The sequence below is a fragment of the Allobosea sp. GW822-FHT05A11 genome (assembly GCF_058800455.1).
Map to the genome: position 1 here is coordinate 496923 of NZ_JBXAMI010000002.1, position 12003 is coordinate 508925.

At 65.7% G+C, this 12003-nt stretch carries 11 protein-coding genes; 3 read left to right on the forward strand and 8 right to left on the reverse strand.

What is annotated here, in order from left to right; translation table 11 throughout:
* Positions 1-49: 49 nt before the first annotated feature.
* Together AC1RLU_RS07660 and AC1RLU_RS07665 are read right to left on the reverse strand one after the other, a co-directional pair.
* Positions 50-736 (reverse strand): alpha/beta hydrolase, encoded by a 687-nt coding sequence (locus AC1RLU_RS07660; protein ID WP_492794819.1) that lies wholly within the window; start codon positions 734-736, stop codon positions 50-52.
* Positions 737-850: 114 nt separating this feature from the next.
* Positions 851-2149 (reverse strand): RsmB/NOP family class I SAM-dependent RNA methyltransferase, encoded by a 1299-nt coding sequence (locus AC1RLU_RS07665; protein WP_492794821.1) that lies wholly within the window; start codon positions 2147-2149, stop codon positions 851-853.
* A 180-nt stretch (positions 2150-2329) separates the two neighbouring features.
* Between AC1RLU_RS07665 and AC1RLU_RS07670 the strand changes: the two genes are divergently transcribed.
* Together AC1RLU_RS07670 and AC1RLU_RS07675 are read left to right on the forward strand one after the other, a co-directional pair.
* Positions 2330-2467, forward strand: a complete 138-nt coding sequence (locus AC1RLU_RS07670; protein WP_170843263.1) for a lipoprotein — start codon at positions 2330-2332, stop codon at positions 2465-2467.
* 220 nt (positions 2468-2687) lie between these two features.
* The gene (locus tag AC1RLU_RS07675; RefSeq protein ID WP_492794822.1) at positions 2688-3848 is read left to right on the forward strand and encodes a glycerophosphodiester phosphodiesterase; all 1161 of its coding nucleotides are present in this window, start codon (positions 2688-2690) and stop codon (positions 3846-3848) included.
* 84 nt (positions 3849-3932) lie between these two features.
* On the opposite strand, the gene AC1RLU_RS07680 is transcribed toward AC1RLU_RS07675, so the two are convergent.
* The 6 genes from AC1RLU_RS07680 to AC1RLU_RS07705 all read right to left on the reverse strand — a co-directional run bounded on the left by AC1RLU_RS07680 (position 3933) and on the right by AC1RLU_RS07705 (position 10316).
* A complete protein-coding gene (locus tag AC1RLU_RS07680; protein WP_061963785.1) occupies positions 3933-4214 on the reverse strand; it encodes a hypothetical protein in 282 nt (93 codons plus the stop codon).
* Positions 4215-4334: 120 nt separating this feature from the next.
* Complete coding sequence (locus AC1RLU_RS07685) at positions 4335-5129, reverse strand: amino acid ABC transporter ATP-binding protein (RefSeq protein ID WP_492795237.1); 795 nt, start codon at positions 5127-5129, stop codon at positions 4335-4337.
* Between the two features lie 20 nt (positions 5130-5149).
* Positions 5150-6529 (reverse strand): amino acid ABC transporter permease, encoded by a 1380-nt coding sequence (locus AC1RLU_RS07690; protein ID WP_091855433.1) that lies wholly within the window; start codon positions 6527-6529, stop codon positions 5150-5152.
* Between the two features lie 10 nt (positions 6530-6539).
* Entirely contained in the window at positions 6540-7736 is a 1197-nt protein-coding gene (locus tag AC1RLU_RS07695; protein WP_492794824.1) for an amino acid ABC transporter permease, read from the reverse strand.
* A gap of 372 nt (positions 7737-8108) precedes the next feature.
* Entirely contained in the window at positions 8109-9125 is a 1017-nt protein-coding gene (locus tag AC1RLU_RS07700; protein WP_492795239.1) for an amino acid ABC transporter substrate-binding protein, read from the reverse strand.
* A 168-nt stretch (positions 9126-9293) separates the two neighbouring features.
* Positions 9294-10316 (reverse strand): amino acid ABC transporter substrate-binding protein, encoded by a 1023-nt coding sequence (locus tag AC1RLU_RS07705; RefSeq protein ID WP_492794825.1) that lies wholly within the window; start codon positions 10314-10316, stop codon positions 9294-9296.
* Positions 10317-10580: 264 nt separating this feature from the next.
* On the opposite strand from AC1RLU_RS07705, the gene metC reads away from it, so the two are divergent.
* Positions 10581-11771 carry a cystathionine beta-lyase gene (gene metC, locus AC1RLU_RS07710; protein ID WP_113587401.1) on the forward strand — a complete coding sequence of 397 codons (1191 nt, stop codon included), beginning with the start codon at positions 10581-10583 and terminating at the stop codon, positions 11769-11771.
* The last annotated feature ends 232 nt before the right edge of the window (positions 11772-12003 follow it).

Sequence of the window (12003 nt, forward strand, 5' to 3'; positions counted from 1 at the left end):
CGCGGGCGCGCGCAACGGGGCCGCGCCCGAACGCATGGCGGCCTTACCGCTAGGCCTTGGCGGCATCCTCGATCAGGTCAGAAATCTCGGCCGGGCGAGAGGCGAGCGAGGCGTGGCTGGCGTCGAGCGTCAGCGTCCTCTGCAGGCGCATCCGCTCCGCCATCATCTTCTGGTTTTCCGGGGCGATCATCCGGTCGGCGGTCGAGATCTGGTACCAGTTCGGCTTCTTCTTCCAGGCCGGAGCCGTAACGGCATCGCCGAAGGTCGAGCCAAGCGGCGCCTTCTGCGTGATCGCCATCACCATGGCTTCGTCGGCCGACAGGTCCTGACAGAAACTCTCCCGGAACTTGTCCGGCTTGATCCAGAGATAGCCGTCGCTATCCGGCGCGATGTTCGGGAAGGCCTGCGGCGGCCTGGCCTGGCTGATGCCGCCGGCGCTCTCCCCGGCGTCGGGCGCAAAGGCCGCGATGAAAACCAGGGCCTTGACGTTCGGCAGGTCGCCCATCTCGGTGATGACCTTGCCGCCATAGGAATGGCCGACGAGCACGACAGGGCCTGCGATCTGCCGCACCATCTTGCGGGTACGCTCGGCGTCATCCGCCAGCGAGGTCAGCGGATTCTCGACGGCGTGAAGATCGGCATGGCCGCGCCGGGAGAGCTCCAGGATGACCTTCGACCAATGGGCGGCACCGCCCCAGAAGCCATGAACCAAGACGATTGCGGGCTTGTCGGACATGCCACGATCTCCCATCGCAGCCGGTCAAGGGCTCCGGCTGAACACGTCGCCGAATGGAAACCTCGCAGAGTTTCAGCGCAGTGTCGATGCGGAAGCGCAGCTGCCTCCGAGCGCTCACGCGTTGCGCGTCAGGCAGGCCAGATAGAACCCGTCCGTTCCGGTACGGCGCGGCGAGAGCTGCAGGCCGTGGGTGGTGGCGAAGCGGGCGAGCAGGGAGAAGTCGCTTTCGGCACCCCTGAGCACGTCGATCGGCGCGATTGCGGAGAAGCTCGCATGCTTGGCGAGGAAGGCGCGGATGGCCTCGTCGTTCTCCTCCGGCAGCACCGAGCAGGTGATGTAGGCGACGCGGCCGCCCGGCTTCACCAGCCTGGCGGCGCGGGCCAGCACCTCGGCCTGGTCCTTGATGCGCTCGGCCAGTGCGCCCGGGCGCACCCGCCATTTCGCATCCGGATTGCGCCGCCAGGTGCCGGAGCCGGTGCAAGGCGCATCGACCAGGACGAGATCGACCTGTCCGGCGATATCGGCGAAGGGCTCGTGGCCGCGCGAGCGGGGAATGCGAACCTCGACGATGCCGGCGCCCGAGCGTGCGAGCCGGTCATGCAGGGGCGCGAGGCGGCGGCTGTCGAGATCGGTGGCGTAGAGGCTGCCGCGATTGGCCATCAACGCCGCGAGCGCCAGCGTCTTGCCCCCTGCCCCGGCGCAGAGATCGATCACGGTCTGGCCGGGCCGGGCACCGGCGAGCAGCGTCACCAGTTGCGAGCCCTCGTCCTGGATCTCGAAAGCGCCGGCGAAGAAGCCGGGCTCGGTCTGCAGCGAAGGGCCGCGCCCGTCATGGCCGGGCTGGAAACGCAGCGCATCCGGAGACCAGGGCCCCTGCTCCGGCTCGAGATGGGCCAGATCGTTCAACACGGCGTCCCTGCCCGCCTTCAGGCGATTGACGCGCAGATCGATCGGCGCGCGCGCGGCCAGCGCCTCGCCCTCAGCGATGGCGACCTCGCCCAATCCCGCGCGGAAAGAAGGCCAGAGCCATTCCGGCACGTCGGCCTGCACCCATTCGGGCGCGCCCTCGACCGAGAAAGCCGTGAGAAGCGCGGTCTCGTCGTCGCTCAGAGGCTCCGGCGCGTGATTCTCGCCAGAGCAGAGTTCCGCGATCTCCGCGACGCCGAGGCCGCGCAAACCCGCGAGCATGCCGAGGACGAGCGCACGCGGCGTCTCGGACGCCATCGCATAGCCGGAGGAGGCCTTGCGCCGGAGCGCGTCATAGACCAGCGAGGCGATGGCTGCGCGGTCCTTCGAGCCGGCGAAACGGCGCGACAGACCCCAGTCCTTCAGGGAATCGGAGGCCGGCCGGCGGCGCTCGACGATATCCTGGAGCACCTCGATGGCAGCACTGATCCGGGCGGCTGGGGTCATGACGTTTCAATCCTGGCGCCGGACGGCTTCCGGGCGCCGCAAACACGGTGTCGAACGAATTTCGACCGATTCAAGCATGACGCAGGGACATGAAGACCCCATTGCCACACTCTTGACGCGGTCGTTCCACAAGCGGAAAGACGATGCAACCGCATGTCGCGGCCATTGGGATACACACACATGAAAAGCGCCAGCCGCATCGTCATCCTGAGCCTCGTCGCGCTCGGCCTCGCCGCCTGCGCCACCCAACAGCCGGACTACACCCCGCCGGCCTCCAAGCGCCTCGACGCCAAGACGACCCTCGAGAACCGCCGCTGAGATTTCGCGGAGCGGCAAAGGCTGGCTGCGTCGCGGCCGACCGATCCCGCTCGCATCGGCAATCGCACCAAAACCCGCGCCGGCTTCTGCCGGGGCGGTTTTTTTGTTTCGGCCGCACGGTCGAGTCAGAGATTCCGCCGCATCCAAACATTGGCCTTCATGGCGGCGTCATATCCGCCGACCTAAGTTCGCCGGCATTTCCGCAAGACCGGGTCAGGCCATGACAAAGAACTTCCTTCTCTCGACCACGCTCCTTGCCGCGCTGTCCTTCCAGGCACCGGTCGCGCTTGCGCAGGCGGCCCCGACGCTGTCCGGCCAGAAGCCGCTCGTCATCGCCCATCGCGGCGCCAGCGGCTACCTGCCCGAGCATACGATCGAGGGCTACAAGCTCGCGATCGAGCAGGGCGCCGACTTCATCGAGCCGGACCTCGTCTCGACCAGGGACGGCGTGCTCGTCGTCCGCCACGAGCCGATGCTATCAGGCACGACCGATGTCGCCGACCGTCCGGAATTCGCCAATCGCAAGACCACCCGCAAGGTCGACGGCGTCGACACCACCGACTGGTTCGCCAACGACTTCACCGCCGCCGAGATCAAGACGCTGAGGGCCAAGCAGGCCTTCGCCGATCGCGACCCCTCGCATAACGGCAAGTACCAGATCCCGACCTTCCAGGAGGTGATCGACCTCGCCAAGGCCGAAAGCACCCGCACCGGCCGCACCATCGGCATCTATCCGGAGACCAAGCATCCGACCTATCACGCCGCGCTCGGCCTCGCCTTCGAGGACAAGCTTCTGGACATGCTCACGGCCGCCGGCTGGACCGACAAGGCTGCCCCGGTCTTCATCCAGAGCTTCGAGACCGCGAACCTGAAATACCTGCGCAAGAAGACGCAGCTGCGCCTGGTCCAGCTCGTCGACGGCGACGGCGTCGACAAGGACGGCAAGGTCACGCTCGCCGCCCCCTTCGACCGCCCTTACGATTTCGCGGTGCTGGGCGACAAGCGGACCTTCCAGGACATGCTCTCGGCCGAGGGCCTCAAGGAGATCGCGACCTATGCCGACGGCGTCGGCCCCTGGAAGCCCTATCTGATCGGCTCCAAGCAGACGATCGGCGCCGACGGCAAGCCCCAGGACCTCAATGGCGACGGCGCGATCGACGAGCGCGACCGCACGCTGATCGCACCGACCAATGTGGTGAAGGACGCCCATGCCGCCGGGCTTCTGGTCCATAGCTGGACCTTCCGCAGCGAGCCGAAGCGGCTGACCTCCGATTTCAAGGGCGATGCGGGCGCCGAGTACAAGGCGTTCTTCGCGCTCGGCCTCGACGGACTGTTCTCGGACTTCCCCGATCAGGCCGTGAAGGCGCGCGACGGCAAGTAAGCCCGATCTTGGCAGAAGGCCCGCGACGCCAGGCGTCGCGGGCCTTCTCATGGGCAGATGTCGCGCCTTCCGGCACGGCTGAACTCAATCGCAGACGCGGGTCGTCCGGCGCACGACGCCGCGCGGGGTCTCGCGCTCGGTCGTCACGGTGCGGCAGTCGCGGCGCGAATTCGCACGGCGCCATTCACGCTCGCGATGACGGTCGTACCGGTCGCGCCGCTCCTCGCGGATTTCGCGATCGATGGCCCGCTCGCGCGGCGAGCGCGTATCGACGCTGACGCCGCCGGGGCCGACATTGATCGACTGGGCATAGGCTCCGCCACTCATCAGAAGCGCGACGAGCAGGGCAGGAACAAGACGTTTCATGACGTATCCTCCGTTCCCGTCACAAACCGGTTACGCAAGGATTCGTTCCGACATCCCCTGAAACTCAAAACGCGCCGGCAGAGCCGGCGCGCTTGCGGTTTTCGATGGGAATACCCGCTCTCAGTGCAGGATCTGCGAGAGGAAGAGCTTGGTGCGCTCGTGCTGCGGGTTCTTGAAGAACTCGTTGGGGGTGTTCATCTCGACGATCTGGCCGGCATCCATGAAGATGACGCGGTCGGCGACCTGGCGGGCGAAGCCCATCTCGTGGGTGACGCAGAGCATGGTCATGCCCTCGTCGGCCAGCGAGACCATGGTGTCGAGCACCTCCTTGACCATCTCGGGATCGAGCGCCGAGGTCGGCTCGTCGAACAGCATGATCTTCGGGCTCATGCAGAGCGAGCGGGCGATCGCCACGCGCTGCTGCTGGCCGCCCGAGAGCTGGCCCGGATATTTATGGGCCTGCTCGGGGATCTTGACGCGCTTGAGATAGTGCATGCCGATCTCCTCGGCATCCCTCTTGGGCATCTTGCGCACCCAGATCGGCGCCAGCGTCAGGTTCTCCAGGATCGTCAAATGCGGGAACAGGTTGAAGTGCTGAAAGACCATGCCGACGTCGCGGCGGATCTCGTCGATCTTCTTGAGATCGTTGGTGAGCTCCGTGCCGTCGACGATGATCTGGCCCTTCTGGTGCTCTTCCAGCCGGTTGATGCAGCGGATCATCGTCGACTTGCCCGAGCCGGATGGGCCGCAGATGACCAGCTTCTCGCCGCGGCTGACCTTCAGGTTGATGTCGCGCAGCACATGGAACTCGCCGTACCACTTGTTGACGCCGATCATCTCGACCGCCGTCGCCGTGTTCAGCGAGGTCTGCTTCAGGGCCGCGGGGCGGGAGTCGGTCGTCTTGGTTTCTGCCATTGCCATGGTTGTCGTCCCTCTCAACGTTTTTGGCCGGCGGCGAGGCGCTTCTCGACCGCGATCGAGTAGCGCGACATTCCCCAGCAGCACAGGAAATAGAAGATGGCGGCGAAGGCGTAGCCTGTCGACCGTGTCGTCGGCGTCGCCCAGGTCGGATCGATCAGCGTCGCCTCGATGGTGCGCAGGAAGTCGAAGATGCCGACGATGGTGACCAGCGTCGTGTCCTTGAACAGCCCGATGAAGGTGTTGACGATGCCGGGAATGACGATCCGCAGCGCCTGCGGCAGGATGATCAGGCGCATCATCTGCCAGTAGCCGAGGCCGAGCGACATCGCGCCCTCGTACTGGCCCTTCGGCATCGCCTGCAGGCCGCCGCGCACCACCTCCGCCATATAGGCGGCGGCGAAGAGCGCGACGCCGATCAGCGGCCGCAGCAAACGGTCCGGCGAATATTCCTGCGGCACGAAGAGCGGCAGCATGGTGTTGGCCATGAACAGCACGGTGATCAGCGGCACGCCGCGCACGAACTCGATGAAGATCACCGAGAGCAGCTGGATCGCCGGCAGTTTGGAGCGGCGGCCGAGCGCCAGCAGCACGCCGAGCGGCAGCGAGAAGACGATGCCGACCGCCGAGATCAGGAAGGTCACGGTCATGCCGCCCCAGAGGCCGGTATCGACGCGCGGCAGCCCGATCCTGTCGGCGAGCACCGCCAGGAGCCCGAAGACGACGAGCGACATCAGGATCAGGCGCTTGGGCCGGTAGAAGCGCTGCCAGGCCGGCATGGCCTCCTCGACCGCGAGCTGGCCCTCGCCGATCCAGAACTTCATCAGCCCCGGTGCGAAGGAGAGCACCAGATAGAGTACCGCCAGCGCGAAGGTGACGAGGATCAGGAAGCGCAGGAAGCTCTCCGCGCGCTCGCCGCCGAGCAGCAGGATGAACGCGCTCGCCGGCATGATGACGAAGAAGAAGAAGAAGCCGACCTTCTTCAGCGGCATCTTGTTCCAGAGCAGCCAGACCACACCGAGCGCGAACATCGCGAAGACGATGTTGACCCGCCAGCGCTCCGCCACCGGATAGGAGCCGTAGATGAAGTACTGGGTGCGGTCCGCGATATAGGCCCAGCAGGCGCCGACCGGGCGCCCGACCTTGTCGGCGAGGCAGGCATCGCGGTTCGCGCCGGTCCAGACCGCATCGAGGAAGTAGAAGCGGATCATCCCCGGAACCGTGTCGATCACCAGCCAGACACAGAGCAGCGTCAGGATGATATTGAGCGGGCTCGAGAACAGGTTCGTCCTGATCCAGGCCAGCGGGCCGGCGACGGAGAGCGGTGCCGGCTCCTGTTCGAGGGTTTCCCTGCGGACGAAGGCGTAGGGCGCGTTTTCGGTTGTTGCGTCGGTCATCGCGCGGCCCTCACCGTTCCACCAGCGCCATGCGCTTGTTGTAGATGTTCATGAACAGCGATGTCACCAGCGAGATCGTCAGATAGACCGCCATCGTGATCGCCACGACCTCGACCGCCTGGCCGGTCTGGTTCAGCACCGTGCCGGTGAAGACCTGGACGAGATCGGGATAGCCGATCGCCACCGCCAGCGACGAGTTCTTGGTCAGGTTGAGGTAGTTGGAGGTCAGCGGCGGGATGATGACGCGCATCGCCTGCGGGATGACGACGAGCTTCAGCGTCGGCCCGTTGCGCAGGCCCAGCGCATGGGCGGCCTCGGTCTGCCCTTTCGACACCGCGAGGATGCCGGCGCGCACGACCTCGGCGATGAAGCCGGCCGTATAGGTTGTCAGGCCGATCAGCAGCGCGACGAATTCCGGGAAGATCTGGACACCACCGCGCAGATTGAAGCCGGCGAGTTCGGGATAGACGAAGGTGACCGGCCGGCCCAGGACGAAATAGATCAGCGTCGGCACGACCACGATCAGGGCGAGCGCGACCCAGCCGATCGGATATTGCCTGCCGGTCGCGGCCTGCTGCTTGTGCGCCCAGGAGCGGAAGATGAAGGTGGCGACGAGACCGATCAGGAACGCCCATATGATCAGGCTGCCGCCGGGACCCAGGTGCGGATCGGGAAGGTAAAGGCCGCGGTTGTTGAGCAGCGCTCCGGCCGGCAGCGCGATCGACTGGCGCGGATTCGGCAGCGGCTTCAGCACCGCGTTGTACCAGAAGAACAGCTGGAGCAGCAGCGGGATGTTACGGATGACCTCGACATAGATCATCGCCAGCTTGGAGATGACCCAGTTGTTCGACAGCCGGGCGACACCGACGAAGAAGCCGAGGAAGGTCGCAAAGATGATGCCGAGCCCGGCGACCAGCAGCGTGTTCAACAGGCCGACGATGAATGCGTCGCCATAGGTCGAGCCGCCCGCGGCCGAGAACGAGATCAGCTTCTGGTTGATGTCGAAGCCGGCGGCGTTGTGCCAGAAGCCGAAGCCGGAGGCGATCTTCTGCGCGCGCAGGTTCTCGATCGCGTTCGAAGCCGCCGACCAGATCAGGAAGACGACGATCGCCACCAGAGCAGCCTGATAGACATAGCCCCGGACCTTCGGGTCGTAGAATAACGACGCCTTGCCGGGTGATACCTGTTCGCTCGGAATGCTCGACACCTGTCACGCCCTTTTTGTTTCGCTTGTCGTGGCCGGCGATCCTGCAGCGGTGCGGTTGCGCTGCGGTCGTCTTGTTGTCCGTGCCACTCTTCTGGTTTTGCGAACGGCGCCCGGCCGGCAGGCCGCGCGCCCTTCCCTTACGTCCCGGCCCGGCGCAGCGCGTTGCGCTGCGACAGGTATCCGGCACCGGCGGCCGCCGGCGCGATGATGTTCCTCATGCGGTTCCCCTGTTCGGAGCGGGTTCGTCCCGCCCTCGGCCAGCCAGCAAGCTTCGCGCCAACCGGCGCGACCCCTGCCTCGATTCCTTCGTCTCGCACAGGGCTGCCTCGCCCTGTCCCGTCATCTTTCGAACCGGCCGCCCGCCGGTCGTCTTCAGCGGATCGGCGGAGCGTATTGCAGGCCCCCCTTGGTCCACAGCGCATTCTGGCCACGTTCGATCTTCAGAGGCGAGTCCCGACCGAGATTTCGCTCAAAAGATTCACCATAATTGCCGACATGGCGAACGATCCGATAGGCCCAGTCGCGATTCAGGCCGAGTGCCTCGCCGAAATGACCCTCCAGGCCGAGCAGCCGGCGGACGTCAGGCCGCTCCGAGGCCCGCATGGAATCGACATTGCCCTGTCCCACGCCCAGCTCTTCGGCATCGACCATGGCGAAGAGCGTCCACTTCACCAAGTCGAACCATTGGTCGTCGCCATGGCGGACGGCGGGGCCGAGCGGCTCCTTCGAGATCGTCTCGGGCAGGATGACGTGCTCCTGCGGCGCTCCCAGCTTCATCCGCTGGATCGCGAGCCCGGCCCGGTCATAGGCATAGGCGTCGCAGCGGCCGCTGGCATAGGCGTCGACGGTCTCCTCGCTGCCCTTGAAGGTGACGATCTCGTATTTCAGGCCGTGGCTGCGAAAGAAGTCGGCAACGTTGAGCTCGGTCGTGGTGCCCTGCTCGGTGCAGACGGACGAGCCCGCAAGCTGCAAGGCAGAAGTCAGACCGAGCCTGGCACGAACCATGAAGCCTTCGCCGCCATAGAAATTGATGCCGGTGAAGTTGAGACCGAGTGCGGTATCGCGCGCCATCGACCAGGTCGAGGTGCGTGACAGGAGATCGACCTCGCCCGTCTGGAGCGCGGTGAAGCGGTCCTTCGACAGGAGGGGAATGAATTTCACCTTCTCGGGATCGTCGAAGATCGCGGCCGCGACGGCCCGGCAGAGATCGACGTCGAAACCGGTCCAGCGCCCCTGCCTGTCGGGAATGGAAAACCCCGCCAGCGAGGGAGCCACGCCGCAGATGACGGCGCCGCGATGCCTGACCTGCTCCAGCAGGCCGCCTGCGGGCGCCGCTAATCCACTGTCGGGGGCGAGGGCGGCCATGGCGGCCAATGCCAGCGCAAGGATGGTCGGCATCCTGGCCTTTCCCATGACGGAATCAGACCCGGGTGACAACAGCGGCGACACCACCCGGCAATCGACGTTCAGATGATCGCGGCCGATCAACGAGGACCGCTTCGGCGAGCGCATGCGAGAACGGGGCGCCGGTCAGACAACCGGCGCCCCGCATGCCTCTCAGCGAACCGGCGGGGCGTATTGCAGGCCGCCCTTGGTCCAGAGACCGTTCTGGCCGCGGGCGATCTTGAGCAGCGAGCCCTGGCCCACGTTGCGCTCGAAGGATTCGCCGTAGTTGCCGACATGCTTGACGATGCGGACGACCCAATCCGGCGTCAGGCCGACCTGCTCGCCGAACTTGCCCTCGGTGCCGAGCAGACGCTTGATCTCGGGGTTCTCGGACTTCAGCTGCTGGTCGACATTCGCCTGGGTGACGCCGAGTTCCTCGGCGTTCAGCATGGCGAAATGGGTCCACTTCACCAGGTTGAACCACTGCGGGTCGTTGTTGCGGACGGAGGGGCCGAGCGGCTCCTTCGAGATGATCTCCGGCAGAACGAGATGCTCGTCGGGGTTCGTCAGCTTCAGGCGTTCGGCATAGAGGCCAGAGGCGTCGGTGGTGAAGGCGTCGCAGCGACCGGCATCGTAAGCCTTGACCGTCTCGTCCGAGGTCGCGAAGGCGACGACTTCGTACTTGAGGTTATTGGCGCGGAAATAGTCGGCGAGGTTGAGTTCGGTCGTAGTGCCCTGCTGGGTGCAGACCGACGCGCCCGAAAGCTGCAGCGCCGAATTCACGCCGAGCTTCTTGCGGACCAGGAAGCCCTGGCCGTCATAATAGTTCACGCCGGTGAAGAGCAGGCCGAGCGAGGCGTCGCGCGTCATCGTCCAGGTCGAGTTGCGGACGAGCACGTCGACTTCGCCCGACTGGAGCGCAGTGAAGCGGTCCTTGGCCGAGAGCGGGATGAACTTCACCTTGCTGGGATCGTTGAAGATCGTCGCGGCGATGGCACGGCAAAGATCGACGTCGAGCCCCTTCCAGTTGCCCTGCGCATCCGGCACGCCGAAGCCGGCGAGGCCGGTGTTCGAGCCGCAGTTGAGAATGCCGCGCTGCTTGACCTGCGCCAGCGTGGCCTGGGCCGAAGCCCCCGTCGCGGACATCGCCAGGCCGATGCCTGCTGCAAGGGCGGCTGCTACAAACTTCTTCATCGGTACTCTCCCGTTGGAACCCCTGTCCGGCTGATGCCGGAAGATTTGTCTGGTCCCGCCGCCGGCGGCATTTTCGCCGCTCGGTTCATCCCGCTTTCGCGCGGCGTCCCCATATCCTCGCGTCGATTGCCAGAGTGACTCATGAGCGTCAAGCAACCGCCATACGCATGAGCCGCCCCTTGTTCGCTGCATATATCACATGCGAGTTTGTGGGGAGTGGTCAAGCCCGGCCACAATTTTTCCGTTTTTTGGCCGTGCCTTTCCATGAAAAAGCTGACTTCGCCTGAATTTGCGCGCCTCGGCGAGCGCACGCGCCTCGTCCTCGCAGGCCGCGACCCCGCCGACAGCTACGGGTTTGTCAATCCGCCTATCGTACGAGGCTCGACGGTGGTCTATCCGAACACCGAGGACTTCCTGGTGCGCAAGGCGCGCTACACCTACGGCACGGACGGCAACCCGACGATCGACGCGCTGATCGCCGCCGCCAACACGATCGAGGGCGGCGCCGGCGTCGTCGTGACGCCATCGGGCCTGATGGCCTGCACGCTCGCCTTCCTCGCGATGCTCTCGGCCGGCGATCACGTTCTGGTGACGGACAGCGTCTACCGGCCGACGCGGATCTTCTGCGACACCTTCCTGAAGCGGATGGGCGTCGAGACGACCTATTACGACCCGCTGGTCGGCGCCGACATCGCCAAGCTGTTCAAGCCGAACACCAGGGCGATCTGGACAGAGGCTCCGGGCTCGCAGACCTTCGAGATGCAGGATATTCCGGCCATCGTGGCGGCTGCGCATGAGCGCGACATTCTCGTCGCGATGGACAACACCTGGGCGACGCCGCTGTTCTTCGATGCCCATGGCTTCGGCGTCGACCTCTCCGTGCAGGCCGGCACCAAATATTACGCGGCCCATTCCGACGTGCTGATCGGCACCGTCTCGGCCCGCACGCCGGAGCTGTTCAAGGCGTTGCGCGCAACCTGGGGCCAGCTCGGCCTGATCATCGCCCCGGAAGACGCCTTCCTGACGCTGCGTGGCATGCGCACGATGGCCATCCGCCTGAAGGAGCAGATGCCGGCCGGCATCGCCATGGCGGAATGGCTGCGCGAGCGGCCCGAGGTCGCTCAGGTCCTGCACCCTGCCCTGCCGGGCGCGCCCGGGCACGAGATCTGGAAGCGCGATTTCACCGGCGCCTCCTCGCTCTTCACCTTCGAATTGAAACCGGTCTCGATGAAAGCCGTCGGCGCGATGCTGGACGGGCTGACATTGTTTGGGATCGGCGCGTCCTGGGGCGGCTATGAGAGCCTCGTCCTGCCCTTCGACTGCAAGAGCTATCGCACTGCGACCGAGCCCGGCTTCAAGGGCCCGACGATCCGCATCCATATCGGGCTGGAGGACATCGAGGACCTCAAGGCCGATCTCGATGCCGGCTTCGCGCGGTTGCGGGCGGTCGGCTGAGCGTGGGCCACCCGGCCGTCATTCCCGGGCGAAGCGCAGCTTCGACCCGAGGATCTCAGGACGAGAAGGCGCCGGAACCTTCGGCGTCATTGCGAGCGCAGCGAAGCAATCCAGGGGCGGCAGCGCTCGACGTCCCCAGGATTGCTTCGTCGCTTCGCTCCTCGCAATGACGGCTGGAGCCCCTTCCGGCGATAGATGCTCGGGTCAAGCCTGAGCATGACGCCGAGTGAGG

Bases quoted from the DNA above. Each gene is read 5' to 3' on its own strand.
- AC1RLU_RS07660 (WP_492794819.1), bottom strand. From the start codon at position 736: ATGTCCGACAAGCCCGCAATCGTCTTGGTTCATGGCTTCTGGGGCGGT.
- AC1RLU_RS07665 (WP_492794821.1), bottom strand. From the start codon at position 2,149: ATGACCCCAGCCGCCCGGATCAGTGCTGCCATCGAGGTGCTCCAGGAT.
- AC1RLU_RS07670 (WP_170843263.1), top strand. From the start codon at position 2,330: ATGAAAAGCGCCAGCCGCATCGTCATCCTGAGCCTCGTCGCGCTCGGC.
- AC1RLU_RS07675 (WP_492794822.1), top strand. From the start codon at position 2,688: ATGACAAAGAACTTCCTTCTCTCGACCACGCTCCTTGCCGCGCTGTCC.
- AC1RLU_RS07680 (WP_061963785.1), bottom strand. From the start codon at position 4,214: ATGAAACGTCTTGTTCCTGCCCTGCTCGTCGCGCTTCTGATGAGTGGC.
- AC1RLU_RS07685 (WP_492795237.1), bottom strand. From the start codon at position 5,129: ATGGCAGAAACCAAGACGACCGACTCCCGCCCCGCGGCCCTGAAGCAG.
- AC1RLU_RS07690 (WP_091855433.1), bottom strand. From the start codon at position 6,529: ATGACCGACGCAACAACCGAAAACGCGCCCTACGCCTTCGTCCGCAGG.
- AC1RLU_RS07705 (WP_492794825.1), bottom strand. From the start codon at position 10,316: ATGAAGAAGTTTGTAGCAGCCGCCCTTGCAGCAGGCATCGGCCTGGCG.
- metC (WP_113587401.1), top strand. From the start codon at position 10,581: ATGAAAAAGCTGACTTCGCCTGAATTTGCGCGCCTCGGCGAGCGCACG.